Consider the following 15027-nt stretch of genomic DNA (forward strand, 5'->3'; position numbering starts at 1 on the left):
GCCTTGCCGGCGGCCCTACTTGAGGCCGAAGGCGCGGACGACGGTCTGGCTCACGGTGTTGCCGCCGGCGTCCTTCGCGGTCGCCCGCACACTCGCGAACCGGGCCGAGCGCGGCGCGTTCAGCTGCGCCGTCCAGGCCGTGCCCCGGTGGCACAGCGTGGTCCGGTGCCAGGTGGCGCCGTCGTCGTAGGAGACGTCCAGCGTCACCGTGCGGATCGCGCCCGCGCCGGTCGCGCCGGCCAGGTGCGACGGGGTGACGGACAGCGCGGTCCGCCGTCCGGCCCGGCCGGACAGGTCGGTCGCCACCGCGTAGTCCAGCTGGATGAGCGGCAGTGCCGAGATGACGGAGTAGTCCGTGGTGCCGGAGACGAATCCCCAGTCGGTGCGGGTGCGGGTCGAGTACGGCCGGCCCGGCAGGTCGCGCTTGCCCTCCACCACCAGGCGGTAGGGCAGCGGCTCCGTGGGCAGGCCCTCGACGGCGAAGATCCCCTCGTTGACCGTCTCACCGAGCAGTTGGTCGCCCTGGTACAGCGAGACCTTCGAGGTCTCCCCGTCGGCCCACAGGACACCGGCGTGGCCGCCGGAGTCGCCCCAGGCGCTGATCGACGACGAGCTGATGATGTCGCCGACCCGGAAGGGGGACGTGCGGGTGGAGTCGTTGAGGAGCCGCGGACGCACGACGGGGGCGAACCAGGTCTCCCGGGAGGTGCTGCGCGCCTTGTAGGAGCGCGGCGTGCCGCCCAGACCGAGGTCCCGCATCGCCGCGCTGGAGACCCACGTGACACCGGGACCCGCGGTGACCCACGAGGTGAGCGCGGACTGGGCCGCGACCGGGACCCCCAGGCTGCCCAGGGGCCGGCCGGTGTCCACGGTCAGGTCGTCGCGGAGTGCGAGCGCCTGGCCCTGCTTGGTGTCGCGGAACGACTCGTCGATCCTGGCGAGTTCGCCCGGTCCGGGCCGGTACGTGAGCGTGCGCGGGATCGCGCCGCCGTAGTGCCGGACCAGGTCGTACAGGTAGCGCGGGTGCGGGTGCGAGACGGCCTTCAGCGTTGCCGTCCCGGCCCGGCCGAGCCGGGCACGCAGGCGGACGCTGTCGTCGGTGCCGAGCGAGGCCACCGGCAGCGGGGCCGCGTCGGGCAGGTCGGCCCACGGGTCCAGCTTCCCGTAGCCGTCGTTGAGGATCAGCAGCAGCTTCGCACCGGCCTTCGCCGCGGCCGCGGCCTGGTCGGGCGCGGACACCGCGTCGCTGCGGCGGACGACCGCCACCTGGCCGCGGACCTTGACCTTCGCGAACTCCGCGGCGGAGCCGTCCCCGGCCCACACCGCCCGGTACGTGCCGCTGCCCTCGGGCAGCACGGGCGACAGGCTCTGCAGGGTCACGGCGTCGTAGCTCTGGGAGCCGGACGAGAACGTCAGCGGCGGCTGGACCTGCCGCCAGCGGGTGGCGAAGGTGTACGAGCCGTGCGTCACCTTGGACGTCGGGGCCGCCCAGAGGCTGTCGTACCGCCAGTACTCCGGCATGTAGCTGTCCATGAACGGGAACAGGTCGCCGTACGACCGGTACTGGTCGACCCGCAGGAAGCTGTTCGCGGTCGGCTGCGGGGTGATCGCCGCGGCCTTGCGGAGGTCCGCGGCGTCGAAGCGCAGCGAGCGGTCCGTGCTCAGGTCGACCTGCGGCGCGGAGAACAGGCCGAACCCGAGCGTGTGCGTGCCGTCGATGCCGGGGACGTCGGCGTACATCCAGGCCGCGTAGTTGCTGGGGACCAGGCTGAGGTCCAGGGTGCCGGAGGAGCCGACGGCGTAGACCTTGGGGATGGTGTTGCGGTCGACGTCCTTCAGCACGAGGGTGCCGGGCAGGCCGTGGCCCTTGCGGTCCTTCGCGGTGACCGACAGCTTGACGCGCCGGCCCTCCTTGTTCACACCGACCGGCGTCCGGGCGCGGACCACGCCGTCGGGGCCGGTCGCGGTGAGCTGGCTGGTGTAGGCGGCGTTGTCGGCGGCCAGGTCGAGGTGGGTGACGACGCCGACGGTGGCGGTGCCGTGCGCGGGCACGGTCGGACGGCTGTCGGTGAGGGTGAACAGCCCGGCGGGGATGTTGTCCGCGATCAGGCCCAGGTCCAAAGTGATCGGCTCGGCGCCGCTGTTGGTGTACGTGACGTCCTTGCGGACCGTCTGGCCGGGCGTGTACGGGTAGCGGACCTGGGCGAACGCGGCGCCGGAGGCGACCACAGTGGCCTTCACGGCCGCGGCGATGTCGAGCCGGCCGCTGCCGCCCTGGTAGGGGCTGAACCGCCGGGTGCTCGCCGTGGTACTGACCAGCGCCTCCTTGAGCTGCTGACCGGTCCAGTCCGGGTGCTTCGCCGCCAGCAGGGCGGCGGCGCCCGCGACATGGGGCGTCGCCATGGAGGTACCGCTCATCGTCTGATACGCGCCCTCGCCCTCCGGGGCGTACTGCGAGCGGGCCGCGAGGATGTCGACACCGGGCGCGGTCAGGTCGGGCTTGACGGCGTTGTCGCCGACGCGCGGGCCGCGGCTGGAGAACTCCGCCAGCTGGTCCACGCCCTTGCCGGGGCCGTTGACCGCGCCGACGGTGAGCGCGGCGTCCGCCGCGCCGGGCGCGCCGATCGAGTACGGCTCCGGGCCGGAGTTGCCCGCGGCGATGACGAACAGCGCGCCGGTCTCCGCGCTGAGCTTGTTCACGGCCTGGCTGAGCGGGTCGGTGCCGTCGGTGGGGGCACCGCCCAGGCTCATGCTGACGATCTTCGCGTGCTGGTCGCGGGCCGCCCACTCCATGCCGGCCAGGATCCAGGAGTCCTGGCCGCTGCCGTCGTTGTCCAGGACCTTGCCGATGTGCAGCGAGGCGCCCGGGGCGACACCCTTCTCCTTGCCGTCGGACGCGGCGCCGGTGCCCGCGACCGTCGAGGCGACGTGCGTGCCGTGGCCGTGCCGGTCGGTGACGTCCTGGCCCGGCACGAAGCTCTCCGAGGCGGCGATCCGCCCCGCGAAGTCCGGGTGCGCGGCGTCGATGCCGGTGTCCAGGACGGCGACGTCCACACCCTGTCCGGTGTCGCCGCCCGCCCACACCTCCGGCGCGCCGATCTGCGCGGTGGTGTCGGACAGCGTCGCCTTGGCCTTGCCGTCCAGCCACACCTTGGCGATCCCGCCCGCCAGCCGCCCGGAGGGCTGTTCGCCCGCCGCGGTCTTGGCGGCGGCGCCGGTGAGGGAGGACCAGAAGTCCGTCGCCCGGGCGTGCTCGGCCGACATCGCGGCGCCCTGGATGCTGCTGAGCGTCAGGGTCTTCCGCGCGCCGTCCGGGGTGCTCGCGCTGCGGGCGCGGGCGGCGGCGTCGGTGTACGTGACGATCAGCGGCAGCCCGTCGCTGTGGCCGTCGTCGTAGCCGTCCCTGAGCAGTTCGCTGACGTTGAACAGCTGCTCGTCCAGCGCGCCCGACGCGATCCACGGCAGCGCCGCGTCCGGGTAGACGTAGGTGTCGGGGCCGACCGACATGACGTGGGCGCCGCCCGGCCTGCCCTGCGCGTCGGACACGGTCGCGGTGGTACCGCCGCTGCCGACGGTCACCGCGACCTTGTCACCGGTGATCAGCGTGACGGTGCCCGAGATGCCGGGGCGTGCGGAGGGCTGGGGGGCGGGGGCGGGAGGGGTACGCGTCTCGGCCGACGCGGCAGGCCCGATGGTGGTCAGCGCCACGAGGGCGGCGACCGCGACAGTCAGCCCGCGTCTGGGGGACGGAGGTATACGCAAGGGGAACCTCAAGAGGCTAGGCGTGCGAAAGATGTGCGTAGTCAGCCATCCTTTTGCCTCGCTGTAAAGAAGAGGTCATGTCCCTTGAGTGCCAATGTCCGCACCTGGACAGACGGCCGTTCCCCGACCGCAATTCCCCGGCTTTGTTACGAACATATTGACGCTCATTGATGCTCCGTCAATTGGGCGCGACGAATGGCCTGTTGTCCGCACGCATGCGCTGAGCTGCGGTGACGTGGGCGACGGCCGCCGTGGTCAGACCCAGTTGCGGCGCGCCGCCGCAACACCGGCGCCGAATCGGTTGGTCGTCCCCAATTCCGCGTAAAGGTCCTGAATACGGCGGCGCAGGGTCCGCGACGAGATCCCGAACTGCCGGGCGATCGCCTCGTCCTTGACGCCGGCAGCGAACAGCGCCAGGAGATTGCGTTCCTCGTCCGTGGGCTTGCGGTCCTCCTCCGGTGCGCCGGGAGGGGAGGGCAGCGGGTCACCGGGGCCGGGGGTGCCCGCCAGCGGTGAGGCGGCCGCCCAGTAGCGCTCGAAGAGTTCGGCGAGGGCCTCCAGCAGCGGGGGCGCCTCGGTGTACAGGCACGCGTTGTCGCCGGCCGCCAGGCTCAGGGACACCATCGCGGCCGACCGGTCGGCCATGGCGAGCTTGATCGGCAGCGTCGGGATGATCCGGGCCTCCTCCCCCCGCGACACCAGGCTGCCGAGTTCCTGCCGGCCGCCGTCCGCGACGAAGCTGGCGGCCGCGTAGACGGCCCGTACCCGCACCCCGCGGCCCACCGCCGCCTCGTCGAGCGGCCCGTTCGGGACGAGCAGGAACGGGGGCCGGTCCAGGCAGCAGATCTCGGTGCGCGCGGCCTGCTTCAGCCGGTAGTAGCGGTCGCCGATCTCCTCCGGCGCGCTGATCACGAGGGTCCCGTGGCTGCCGTTCCTGGCCCGCTTCGCGGTGTCGAAGATCGCGCCGAGCGAGCCCGCCGCGTCGCGGACGGAGGACAGTTGGCGTTCCCGCGACTCCACCAGCGCGCCCAGCGCGTGCCGGGGGTCGACGGTCAGGAACTCGCCCGACAGACGGCGGCTGACCAGCCCGAAACGGTGCAGCCGCTCCAGCAGCGCCAGCCCTTCGGGATAGCTCACACCGAAAGCGGCCGCCACGTCGCCGACCGTCCCGCCACCGCGTGCGAGCAGGTGGCGGTAGGTCTTCTCCGCCTCGGAGTCCACCCCGACCAGGCCGAGCGGCGCAGCATCCTCCATCAGAACCCTCCCCATTCACCGACCGCGCCCCCGAAGCCGTCACGAACCTAACAAGCCATTGTTGCGGCCAGGGACCGAATTTCGCCCCTGTGCCCGGGTCTCTCCGGCGGCGTAGCGGGCGGAGGCGCGCGAGAAGTCGAGGAAGCCGCGGGCCCAGGCGTGGATGCCGTCGGTGTAGCGGCGGATCGCGGCACGGCGGACGGCCGTGGTGGGCTCGGCGCGCAGGGCGCGGCCCGCGGCGGTGAGTTCGGCGACACGGCGGGTGTGCAGGCGCTGCGCCTCGGCGACGGCCTCGCGCAGCGGCAGCCGACGGTGGTGGCGGAGCACGAGCACGAGGTTGGCGGTCTCGCCGCTCGCCAGTTCCTTGTCGAGCGAGAAGAGGTCGTTGGTCCAGCCGATGACGTCGGCGGCGGCCTCACGCAGCCGGCGGCAGGCGGGCGCCGACCACTCGGCCGGGGTGAGCTCCGCGTCCTCGGCGTACTCGACGAGGTCGAAGAACCAGCCCGTCGCGCCGGAGACCCGCCGCCAGGCGGCGTACGCCTCCGGGGTGAGTACGGCGTGGCCTGCGCGGTGCCGGAGCATGTCCTGGTTGGTGCGGAGCCAGGCGGCCAGGTGCGCGCCGAACCGGTCGCGCCAGGCCGGTCCCATGGCAGCGCCGATCCGCGGCACGATGTCGGCCAGGGCGCGGACCGCCGGCGGGACCGGGGCCGCGGCGGCCGGTGCCGGGAAGGCGACGGTGCGGATCATGGCGTCCAGTTCGGCGTGGACCGCCGCGGGGTCGCGCGCCAGGGCGTCACTGCGGTCGTCGACGGCGAACATCCACAAGGTCAGCCGGGCCAGTTCGGTGAGCCGGCCGCTCGGCGCCCAGGGCCACACATGGGCGGCCATGGACGCGTGCCGTTCGCGGCGGGCCTGTTCCGCGGTGCGTTCCGACAGCAGTCCGGTGTGCAGCGCCCAGGCCGCGACCTGCGGTTCGACCTGCCAGAGGGCGGAGTTGAACGCCGAGGGCCCCGGGATGCGGACCGCCGCCGCGGCCGGGACCGGCAGGGTGCCCCCGGGGGCCTCCGGTGCCGGAGTGTGCGTGTGCGCGTACGCCGTCGCCTTGTCCACCACGTGCCCCCCTCCCGGCCCGTACCGCGGGCCAGGAATGCTTTTCGGCCATCCCCACCGCCCGCCTCATACCCCTGCCCCGTCCGCGGAACGCCGGAATCAGGCGGGAAAAGCCCGGGCTTTGGCCATGAATTCCGCGGAGCGGGCCGGGATCCACCGGGGCACCCCGGGAACGCTCAGGCGCCCCCGGACACCCCCCACGGCGGCGGCCGTCGACGGGCTCTCGCCTGCGCCGACACCCGCGGCACCGGGGCGGCCCGGGCGAGCGCGGGCGGGCCGCGGCGGCCCGGCAGAAGCGGACGGCCTCGTTCCGCCGGCCCGGCAGGGGTTCCTCCAAGGGAATCGGGATGTCCTGTGCGACGGCTGCGCAGACCCCGGTCCGGCCTGGCCGGTCGCCGGAACGCCTGGGAATACTCGGCGGTGTTTGGCGTGAACATGCTTGCCGTGCGGCGGGAACTCCCGGGGTGCGCGGCAGTCGAGCGGGCCCGTCCCCCACGCGGGCCACCCTGGCGGTGCGGCGCAGCGGCAGCACCACCCAGGTGCACGACGGCACGGTCACCGGGCTCGACGTGTGCGCCGAGCCGGGCGACAGCGGCAGAGGTGGGGAGACCTTCTTCCCGCCGGTCACGGACGCGCTCCAGCCGTACGGCGCCGCCATCGGCCGACCCCCGTCGCGTGCGGCGAGCGACGCGGAGACGCCCGAAATCCCCGCGACAGGCCCCGCGCGCCGGTGTTAGCTTCCGGCACCATGGACCCGCTCACCGAGACCGAGATCCGCGACGCGTTCGTCAACTGCTCCAAGGGCGAGGCGCGCCGGGCCAACCTGCCGCGCGACCTGGACGGGCTGCCCTGGGCGGACCTCGACTTCCTCGGGTGGCGCGACCCCGGGGCCCCGGACCGCGGTTACCTGGTCGCCGAGCGGCACGGGCGCATGGTCGGCCTGTCGATGCGCGCGCCCTCCGCGGCGAGCAGGAGCCTGCTCAGGACGAGCCTGTGCTCCATCTGCCTCACCTCGCACGCCGGCTCGGGCGTCGACCTGCTCGCCGCGCCGAAGGTCGGCCCCGCCGGGCGCCAGGGCAACACCGTCGGCACCTACATCTGCGCCGACCTCGCCTGCTCGCTGTACGTCCGCGGCAGGAAGACCTCGGCCCTGGTGCGGCGCATGGAGGAGACGCTGACGCAGGAGGAGCGGGTGGCGCGGGCACGGGCCAATCTGGCGGCCTTCCTGGACAAGGTCTTCGACGGCACGCAGGCACCGGCCTGACCGGTCGCGCGGCCTCCCCGCACCCAGGCGGCCGACGTCAGCGATGAGATGGGGCCCGCCCTCGCCGGACCGCCTCCGGCAGGTGACCGGGGGCCGGGGGCCCGGCGGGCGGCGCTTCGGGAACGGGGCGGTGCCGCTCAGTTCGGCCTGGCGCGCGAGGGCATGTCCGGACGCTGGTGCCCGCCGGTGGCGAGCATGCGGACCTCGCCGCGGTCGCTGATCTCCGCCTGCACGATGCCGGTGTCGTCGCTGTAGACGGGATGCCCTCCGGCACCCTTGCGCTCGGTGCGCCGGACGACCACGGTGTCACCGGAAACGGGGAACGTGAGTTCGTACGTTTCGGAGTGGGACATGTGGGGAACCTCCTGTCTCCGCACCTTATGACCATTTATGCCCAGAGAATCACTCTCCCATGACATCCGCTGTGACGTAGCCGATGGCGGGCCCGCGAGACCGTGCGGGATCATGGACCGCCGTCGCCGTACGTCCCAGGGGGAACCCGATGTCGCACCTCACCCACATCGCCGCGCCGGACGGGATCGCCCCGGCCGGCGGCTACAGCCACGTCGTCATGGGCGAGGGCCGTTTCGTGGCGATCTCCGGGCAGATCGCGCTGGACGCCGACGGCGAGGTCGTCGGCCCCGGCGACCCGGCGGCGCAGGCCCGCCAGGTCTTCGCGAACCTCGGGCGCTGCCTGGCGGCGGCCGGGGCGGACTGGGGCGATGTCGCCAAGCTGACCTTCTTCGTCACGGACGTCGCCGTCCTGCCCGCCGTGCGCGCGGCGCGGGACGCCCACATCGACACCGCCCGCCCCCCGGCCAGCACCGCGGTGCAGGTGGCCGCCCTCTTCCGGCCGGAGCTGCTGCTGGAGGTCGAGGCCTACGCGATCGTGCGGGACGTACGGCCGTGACGCTCGTCCCGCGGCCGTTCGACCCGGGGGCCCCGCCCCCCGACCCGGCGCCGCCCGCACCCGGCGGGCCGCCCCGGCTGTGGCTGGTGGACACCGCCGCCACCGCGTCGGACGCCGCCCGGCTCGCGCCGGACGTGCTGGACGCCGACGAACGCCGGCGCGCGGCGGCGTTCCGCTTCGACCGCGACCGGGACGCCTACGTGTGCGCGCACGTGGCGTTGCGGATGCTGCTGGGCGCCTACCTCGGCACGGCCCCCGGCGCGGTGGCGTTCGTCCGCGAGACCTGCCCCACCTGCGGCGGCCCCCACGGCCGGCCCGTGGTGCGGCAGGGCCGGCCGCACTTCTCGCTCTCGCACACCCGGGGGCTGTCGCTGCTCGCGTTCGCCGCGGTCACGGTCGGGGCCGACGTGGAGGAGGTGCCCCGCGGGGCAGCCCCGGACGGGGTGTGGCAGTCGCTCCACCCGCGCGAGGTCGCGGAACTGGAGGCCCTCGCGGAACCGGACCGCGCGCTCGCCTTCGCCCGCGCCTGGGTCCGCAAGGAGGCCTACCTCAAGGCGCTGGGCACCGGCCTGTCCCGCGAGCCCTCCGCCGACTACCTCGGCACCGCCGCGACCCCGCCGCCCGGCCCCACGGGCTGGCGGGTCCACGACATCGCCGCGGGCGCGGACCACATGGCCGCGATCGCCGTGCGCGAGGACTGAGGACCCGCGGGCCCCCGCGGTGGGCGGGTGCGCACCGTCCCGCCCACCGCGGGCGGTCAGCCGCGGGACTTGCGGGCGAGGGCGAGGGCGACGCCGCCCATGATGAGTGCGGCGCCCGCGATGCCGCCGATGGCGGTCAGAACCGTCTCGCGCCAGCCGGTGGCAGCCAGGGCGGGGGCACCGGTGGTTGCCGCGGCGGGCGCGGCGGCGGAGGCCGCGGCCTCGCGGATGAGCCGGGTCACCACGTCGGGGTGGGAGATCATCGCGACGTGCGAGGAGGCGACCTCGACGGTGCGGGAGCCGGCGCGCTCGGCCTCGAAGCGTTCCAGGGCGGGGTTGATGGCGTGGTCCTCGGTGGCGACCAGGGCCCAGGAGGGCACGGTCCGCCAGGCCGCGCCGGTCGCCGCCTGGGTGAACGCCGCGGTGGCGATGGGCCGTTGCTCGGCGGCCATCAGCCGGGCCTGCTCCGCGGGGAGGTCGGCGGCGAAGACGCTGTGGAAGCGGGAGTCGCGGACGTAGACGTCGACACCGCTGCCCGTCGCGTCGCGGTACGGCACCGTGCGCCGGGCGCCGTCCAGGCCGGTGGTGGGGAACTTCGCGCCCAGCGCGGCAAGCGTCTCGCCCCGGTCCGGCATGAAGGCGGAGACGAACACCAGCGCCTTGACCTGGGGGTTGCCGGCGGCCGCCTCGCTGATCACGGCGCCGCCGTAGGAGTGGCCGGCCAGCACGATCGGGCCCTTTACGCTCCTGAGCACGCTGGCGATGTACGTGGAGTCGTTGGTCAGGCCGCGCAGCGGGTTGGCGGGGGCGATCACGTCGTACCCCTCGCCCTCCAGGCGGCGGACGACCTCGTTCCAGCTGGACGCGTCGGCGAAGGCGCCGTGCACGAGCACCACGGTGGGTTTGCCGGAGCCCGTGCGGCCGTCGCCGGGGGCTGCCGCGGCCGCGACGGGGGCGGCGGCCAGGGCCGCCGCGGCGAGCACCGCGGTCAGGGGCGCGGCCGTGCGTATGCGGCCCGGGCGGGGCGGGGTGCGGGGGATCGGATCGGTGTCGATGTCCATGGGGGCGTCGTCCCTCTTTCGCGGAAGGGATGGAGGTCGCCTTCCAGCGTTCGCCCGCCGTTCCCGCGCCGCCCGCCGCGTGCGGCGGTCGGGTGACGGCACGCCGTGTGCTCTTCCCTTGCGCTCCCCGGACCGGAAACACCGGCGTCATCGAACGGCAGTATGATCCGCCTCACACATGATCCCGAACGGCGGAAGCCCGTGCCGCAGCATGCCTGCATGCCCACGGGCCGGCCGTCCAGGCCCTGAGGGGAGCGTCCGATAGCCCTCCGAATATGGCTCAGCAGCGCGGGGGTGGCCACCACACAGGTGATGGCCATGTTGCGCGCGAACCCCGATGCCGTGGATGTGCGCATCTACGGCACCAACGTCGATCCCACCGCGGCCGCGCTCGCGGCCTGCGATGTCGCCGAGGTCGAACCCCGGCACGTCGCCGACCCGGTGTACGCCCAATTCGCCCTCGATTTCTGCCGCCGTCACGCGATCGACGTGCTCATCCCGCCCCGGCGGCTGAGCGCACTGGCCGGACTGTCGGACGAGTTCGCCGCCGTGGGCACACGGCTGATGTGCTCCCCGGCGCGCTCCGTCAAAGTGCTGACCAACAAGAGCCGTACATATGAGGAGGCGCTCGCCGCCGGCATCCCGGTGCCGCCGTGGCGGGTGGTGAAGGACGCCGACGGGCTGCGGACGGCCGTGGAGGAGCTGTCGGCGACCGGCGAGACGCTCTGCTTCAAGCCCGCGGGCGAGTTCTCCGCCTTCGGGTTCCGCATCCTGGAGGACCGGCCGATGGTCCTGCGCGACCTGCTGGAGCCGGCCCGTCCCATGGCCTCGGTCGACGCGGTCGCCCAGGCGATGAAGCAGGCCGCGGACGAGGGCGAGTACGTGCCCCCGCTGATGGTCATGCCCTATCTGGAGGGGCCCGAGGTCAGCGTCGACTGCCTGTCCACCCGCGGCGGCGAACTGCTCGCGGCGATCCCGCGCGCCAAGGACGGCCGCTACCGGCTGCTGCTGGACGACCCTGAGATGACCGGCATCGCCCGCCGGCTGATCGCCCACTTCGGCCTGGCGTACCTCTCCAATGTGCAACTGCGCCACCGCTTCGGGGAGCCGGTCCTGCTGGAGGCCAACCCCCGGCCCTCCGCCGGGATCTTCCAGACGGCCTTCACCGGGGTGAACCTGCCCTGGGCGGCCGTACGCCTCCTGCTGGAGGGCGACGCGGGCCTCACCGCCGCGCCGCGCCTCGGCGGCCGGGTCGCGGTGACCGAGGCGGTCACCGAGGTCCCGGACAGCGTTCCCGTCGTGATGCCGACGACGCCCGCCACCGTCACGCCCGAGTCCATCGGCAGCGTGGCCTGACCGGTGCGGTGCCCCGGGCGGACCGCCGCCCGGGGCACCGGACGGGCAACGTGGCGGGGGCGACGCCGCGGGCGCAGGCTGGAGGGAGGAAGGCAGGTGGCAGTCCATGAGCAGACTCGAGGAACAGATCGACCTCGGCGTTCCGTCCGAGGTGGCGTGGAAGCACTTGCACAGTGTGGGCGAGTATCCGCAGTTCGTCGGCGGCGTCCTGGACGCCGCGGCCGAGGGGGAGAGCAGGGCGCGGCTGGAGGTGGCGCGCGGCGGCGGCGAGGACGCCTCCATCGAGGCGGAGATCTCCGACCGGCCGCGGGCGCGCGGTGCGACCCGCGAGATGGCCTGGCGCACCAGCGGCACCCCGGAGATGAGCGGGACGTGCTCGGTCCTGCCGATCGACGAGCAGCACAGCCGGGTGCAGGTCCGCATGGAGTACGACGCCGGCGAGGTGCGTGAGGCGTTCGGCGGCCCCAAGGGCTTCGCCCAGGTCAGCGCGATCGAACGGACGGTCCGCGACGACCTGCGGCGCTTCAAGGACCTGGTGGAGCGCGAACGCTGACGTACCGCGGCCGGCGCGGGGCGGTCCGCACGAGCCGCCCCGCAGCACATCACATGCGCACTCCGTGCCGGCGCAGATAGGCCATCGGGTCCACGTCGGTCCCGTAGCCCTCGCCGGTGCGGACCTCGAAGTGCAGGTGCGGCCCGGTTGTGTTGCCCGTCGACCCGGAGCGTCCCACCTGCCGTCCCGCGGACACCGACTGCCCGGCCCGTACGGTCAGCGACGAGAGATGGCCGTACTGCGTGTACATCCCGTCGTCGTGCCGGATCACCACCTGGTAGCCGTACGCCCCGCCCCAGCCCGCCTCGACGACGGTGCCGGCGGCGACGGCCTTCACCGAGGTCCCGGTGGGCACGGCGAAGTCCTGCCCGGTGTGGTAGCCGCTGGCCCAGTGCGCGCCGGCCCGGTGGTAGGGGGTGCCCAGGGATCCGCCGACCGGCGCCACGAACGCGGTGGCGGCGGCGGGCTTGGCCTTTTCCTTTGCCTTGGCCTTGGGCCTGGCCGCGGGCTTGGCCGCGGGCCTGGCCTTCGCCGCGGGCTTGCCTGACGTGGCCGGTGGCTTGGTGTGCGGCGCCGCCTTGGCCGTTCCGCCGGGCAGCGCCAGTTCCTGGCCCGGGAAGATGAGGTCCGGGTCGGCGCCGACGACCGGGCGGTTCGCCTCGTAGAGCCGCGACCAGCCGCCGTGGACGTCCTGCTCCTCGGCGATACCGGAGAGAGTGTCCCCGCTGACGACCCGGTAGGCCGCGTCATGGCCGTCCCGCCGCTGCTCCGGCCGCTGCTGGGGCTTCGTCACATGCTCGTGCGCGGCGGGTCGTTCGGTCCGCGTCTTCTTCTGCGCGGGGATCTTCGTGCGCGGCTCCGGTCCGCCCCGCGTCAGCCCGGCGCGCTGCGAGCACACGGGCCACGCCCCCGGCCCCTGCCCGTCCAGCACGCGTTCCGCGACGCGTATCTGCTGGTCCCTGGTGGCCAGGTCCGCGCGTGAGGCGTACGCCGTCCCCCCGTAGGCCTTCCACGTCGACGGCGTGAACTGCAGCCCGCCGTAGTAGCCGTTGCCCGTGTTGATGCTCCAGTTGCCGCTGCTCTCGCACTGCGCGACCTTGTCCCAGGTGCCGGCCGTCGCCGCCCCCGCGCCGGTCGCGGCGATCAGCGGCAGCGCCAGCCCCGCACCGGACGCGGCCGTCACGGCCACGGACATCTGCGAGAGGCGGCCGGGCGGCTGGGGTCTGCGGTGGCGACCTCGTACGGGCCGTACGGGCATGGGGGGACCACCTCTCCGGTTCCGGGCATAAGGCCGTACAAGTACGACAGAGGGATCTTGTCGCCGCAAGAGCGCGTCCGGGAATCGCCCGTGCGCCCCAATCACCACCGCACCGCGTCGACTTGAGCCGTCGGCGCGGTACGGGTGCCGGGTCAGGACGTCCGGGGCGGCAGCGGGAGCGGGAGGGCCGGAAGGCCGTCGAGGCTGGTACCGACATGGGGCTTGGCGGCGCAGTAGTCGTTGAAGGACGCGTCGGTCTCGCGCGAGAAGCGCTGCGTGTGCAGGTCCCGCTCCTCGCGGAAGTCCATGTACGGCACGGCGAACCCGCAGCTGTCGCTGATCCGTTCGGCGGTGACGACGATGATCGCGCGCACGTCGGTGCGCTTGCGGACCTCGTCGGAGAAGTGCGGGACGAGCGCGTCCCAGCGGGGGTCGTCGCGGAGCACCGCCTCGCCGCGCCCGTGGACGCGCACGATGGACGGCGGCCCGGTGAAGGCGCACCACATCAGGGTGATGCGGCCGTTCTCCCTGAGGTGGGCGATGGTCTCCGCGCCGCTGCCGCCGAGGTCGGCGTAGACGAAGGTGTGCTCGTCGAGGAGGGCGGAGGACCCGTCGAGGGCCTTGGGCGAGAGGTTGACACGGCCGTCGCCCGACAAGGGCGCGGTGGCGGTGAAGAAGATCTTCTGCTCTTCGATGAAGGCGCGCAGGCGCCCGTCGATGCGTGCATAGGTCTTTCCCATGCCCGCGATTCTCCGGCGGTGGCACGGATTCCGCGGCCCTGCGCCGGTCGTGTCGGGATGCCGGCCCTGCCGGGCCGTCCGTCCGCCACGGGTGCTGGCCGCCGGAGAGGGGAACGCCGTCCCCGCGGATGCCGGAGAGCCTGCGGCCGAGGCGGTCGGTGGCGAACCGGGCCTGCCGCGGCAGGCCGTGGCCCCGGCGGCACACATCGATCGCGGGCTTCCCGGACAGGCCGGTCCCGCGCAGGACCTCCTCCGCGGTGTGGCGGGGCCCCGAGGCCGAAGCGCGTCCTGTGCTGGTCGGTGGTCGCGCCGCGGCGCCGGGAACTGCGATGCGCTCAGGGGCAGGTGCCCGGGTCAGCGGCGTGCGCGCACGTCGTCGTCGCGGACCTCGATGCCGAGGGCGGCGGCCAGGGCCGGGGCGAGGTCGAGCAGCTGGGCGCTGCCGATGGTCGCGCCGCGCAGGTACTCGTGGCCGTCGGCGAGGTCGAGGAGGGTGGTGCCGCGCAGGTCCGTGCCGGCGAATTCGGCGTGGCCGATGCGCAGCCGTTCGAGCTGGGTGCCGGGGAAGGCGACCTCCTTCAGCCGGGCGCCGCCGAGGTCGACGTCGCGCAGGACGCAGTCCTCGAACACGACCTCGTGGAGCGAGCCGCCGCGCAGATTGACGGAGTCGAACTTGCAGCGGCGGAAGACCACGCGCCGCAGCACCGCCCCGAAGGCCTCGACCCCGGCGAACACGCACGAGTCGGCGGTGACGTCCGTCCAGTTGGTCTCGGCGAAGGAGGTGCCGACGAACCGGTCGCCCTGGAGCCACACCTCGTTGAGCCGCCCCCGGCGCAGGCTGCCGCCGTTGAGGACGGAGTCGGTGACGGCGCACTCGAGGAACTGGGCGCCGCCCGCGTCCTGGTCGTCGAGGGTGAGCCCGGCGAAGTGCAGCGTGTCGTACCGCTCCTCGACGAAGAGCCGGGACTCGGCGAAGGGCTCCAGCACATGGGCGTACGGGAGCTCGTCCAGGGAAGTCGGCGCCTTGTGGGTCATGCCGCCACGGTAGCCGCCCCCAC

13 protein-coding genes and 1 pseudogene are annotated in these 15027 nt (G+C 73.9%); 6 read left to right on the forward strand and 8 right to left on the reverse strand.

Annotated elements, in window-relative coordinates:
- Positions 1–15: 15 nt before the first annotated feature.
- The 3 genes from ABZ883_RS18370 to ABZ883_RS18380 all read right to left on the reverse strand — a co-directional run bounded on the left by ABZ883_RS18370 (position 16) and on the right by ABZ883_RS18380 (position 6129).
- Entirely contained in the window at positions 16–3762 is a 3747-nt protein-coding gene (locus ABZ883_RS18370; RefSeq protein ID WP_360907055.1) for a S8 family serine peptidase, read from the reverse strand.
- A gap of 255 nt (positions 3763–4017) precedes the next feature.
- Positions 4018–5016 (reverse strand): LuxR family transcriptional regulator, encoded by a 999-nt coding sequence (locus ABZ883_RS18375; RefSeq protein WP_360907057.1) that lies wholly within the window; start codon positions 5014–5016, stop codon positions 4018–4020.
- A 39-nt stretch (positions 5017–5055) separates the two neighbouring features.
- Complete coding sequence (locus ABZ883_RS18380; RefSeq protein WP_360907059.1) at positions 5056–6129, reverse strand: terpene synthase family protein; 1074 nt, start codon at positions 6127–6129, stop codon at positions 5056–5058.
- A gap of 509 nt (positions 6130–6638) precedes the next feature.
- Here ABZ883_RS18380 and ABZ883_RS18385 point away from each other — a divergent pair.
- Positions 6639–6788 (forward strand): annotated as a pseudogene (locus ABZ883_RS18385) (S1 family peptidase); the annotation flags it as partial.
- Positions 6789–6874: 86 nt separating this feature from the next.
- Positions 6875–7390, forward strand: coding sequence for an FBP domain-containing protein (locus ABZ883_RS18390; protein WP_360907061.1), 516 nt, complete (start codon positions 6875–6877; stop codon positions 7388–7390).
- 137 nt (positions 7391–7527) lie between these two features.
- Here ABZ883_RS18390 and ABZ883_RS18395 read toward each other — a convergent pair whose 3' ends face one another.
- Positions 7528–7743 (reverse strand): DUF6296 family protein, encoded by a 216-nt coding sequence (locus ABZ883_RS18395; RefSeq protein ID WP_360907063.1) that lies wholly within the window; start codon positions 7741–7743, stop codon positions 7528–7530.
- Between the two features lie 149 nt (positions 7744–7892).
- Here ABZ883_RS18395 and ABZ883_RS18400 point away from each other — a divergent pair, with 149 nt between their 5' ends.
- Together ABZ883_RS18400 and ABZ883_RS18405 are read left to right on the forward strand one after the other, a co-directional pair.
- The gene (locus tag ABZ883_RS18400) at positions 7893–8300 is read left to right on the forward strand and encodes a RidA family protein (protein WP_360907065.1); all 408 of its coding nucleotides are present in this window, start codon (positions 7893–7895) and stop codon (positions 8298–8300) included.
- Positions 8297–9001 carry a 4'-phosphopantetheinyl transferase superfamily protein gene (locus ABZ883_RS18405; RefSeq protein ID WP_360907067.1) on the forward strand — a complete coding sequence of 235 codons (705 nt, stop codon included), beginning with the start codon at positions 8297–8299 and terminating at the stop codon, positions 8999–9001. Before ABZ883_RS18400 ends, ABZ883_RS18405 begins: the two co-directional genes overlap by 4 nt.
- Before the next feature lie 56 nt (positions 9002–9057).
- Here the strand turns inward: ABZ883_RS18405 and ABZ883_RS18410 are convergent, their stop codons facing one another.
- A complete protein-coding gene (locus tag ABZ883_RS18410) occupies positions 9058–10062 on the reverse strand; it encodes an alpha/beta hydrolase (protein WP_360907069.1) in 1005 nt (334 codons plus the stop codon).
- Positions 10063–10335: 273 nt separating this feature from the next.
- Between ABZ883_RS18410 and ABZ883_RS18415 the strand changes: the two genes are divergently transcribed.
- Positions 10336–11418 (forward strand): ATP-grasp domain-containing protein, encoded by a 1083-nt coding sequence (locus ABZ883_RS18415; RefSeq protein ID WP_360907409.1) that lies wholly within the window; start codon positions 10336–10338, stop codon positions 11416–11418.
- A 106-nt stretch (positions 11419–11524) separates the two neighbouring features.
- Complete coding sequence (locus ABZ883_RS18420) at positions 11525–11971, forward strand: SRPBCC family protein (RefSeq protein ID WP_360907071.1); 447 nt, start codon at positions 11525–11527, stop codon at positions 11969–11971.
- Positions 11972–12020: 49 nt separating this feature from the next.
- Here the strand turns inward: ABZ883_RS18420 and ABZ883_RS18425 are convergent, their stop codons facing one another.
- The 3 genes from ABZ883_RS18425 to ABZ883_RS18435 all read right to left on the reverse strand — a co-directional run bounded on the left by ABZ883_RS18425 (position 12021) and on the right by ABZ883_RS18435 (position 15004).
- Positions 12021–13229: a transglycosylase family protein gene (locus ABZ883_RS18425; RefSeq protein ID WP_360907073.1), complete on the reverse strand. Its 1209-nt coding sequence runs from the start codon at positions 13227–13229 to the stop codon at positions 12021–12023.
- A gap of 152 nt (positions 13230–13381) precedes the next feature.
- Positions 13382–13969, reverse strand: coding sequence for a pyridoxamine 5'-phosphate oxidase family protein (locus ABZ883_RS18430; RefSeq protein ID WP_360907075.1), 588 nt, complete (start codon positions 13967–13969; stop codon positions 13382–13384).
- A gap of 354 nt (positions 13970–14323) precedes the next feature.
- Complete coding sequence (locus ABZ883_RS18435) at positions 14324–15004, reverse strand: pentapeptide repeat-containing protein (protein WP_360907077.1); 681 nt, start codon at positions 15002–15004, stop codon at positions 14324–14326.
- Positions 15005–15027: the final 23 nt, after the last annotated feature.

The sequence above is a fragment of the Streptomyces sp. NPDC046977 genome (assembly GCF_040644455.1).
Lineage (GTDB): Bacteria > Actinomycetota > Actinomycetes > Streptomycetales > Streptomycetaceae > Actinacidiphila.

Coding starts and splice junctions, on each gene's coding strand:
- ABZ883_RS18435 (WP_360907077.1), bottom strand. CDS start 15,004: ATGACCCACAAGGCGCCGACTTCCCTGGACGAGCTCCCGTACGCCCAT.
- ABZ883_RS18390 (WP_360907061.1), top strand. CDS start 6,875: ATGGACCCGCTCACCGAGACCGAGATCCGCGACGCGTTCGTCAACTGC.
- ABZ883_RS18395 (WP_360907063.1), bottom strand. CDS start 7,743: ATGTCCCACTCCGAAACGTACGAACTCACGTTCCCCGTTTCCGGTGAC.
- ABZ883_RS18410 (WP_360907069.1), bottom strand. CDS start 10,062: ATGGACATCGACACCGATCCGATCCCCCGCACCCCGCCCCGCCCGGGC.
- ABZ883_RS18400 (WP_360907065.1), top strand. CDS start 7,893: ATGTCGCACCTCACCCACATCGCCGCGCCGGACGGGATCGCCCCGGCC.
- ABZ883_RS18430 (WP_360907075.1), bottom strand. CDS start 13,969: ATGGGAAAGACCTATGCACGCATCGACGGGCGCCTGCGCGCCTTCATC.
- ABZ883_RS18420 (WP_360907071.1), top strand. CDS start 11,525: ATGAGCAGACTCGAGGAACAGATCGACCTCGGCGTTCCGTCCGAGGTG.
- ABZ883_RS18425 (WP_360907073.1), bottom strand. CDS start 13,229: ATGCCCGTACGGCCCGTACGAGGTCGCCACCGCAGACCCCAGCCGCCC.
- ABZ883_RS18375 (WP_360907057.1), bottom strand. CDS start 5,016: ATGGAGGATGCTGCGCCGCTCGGCCTGGTCGGGGTGGACTCCGAGGCG.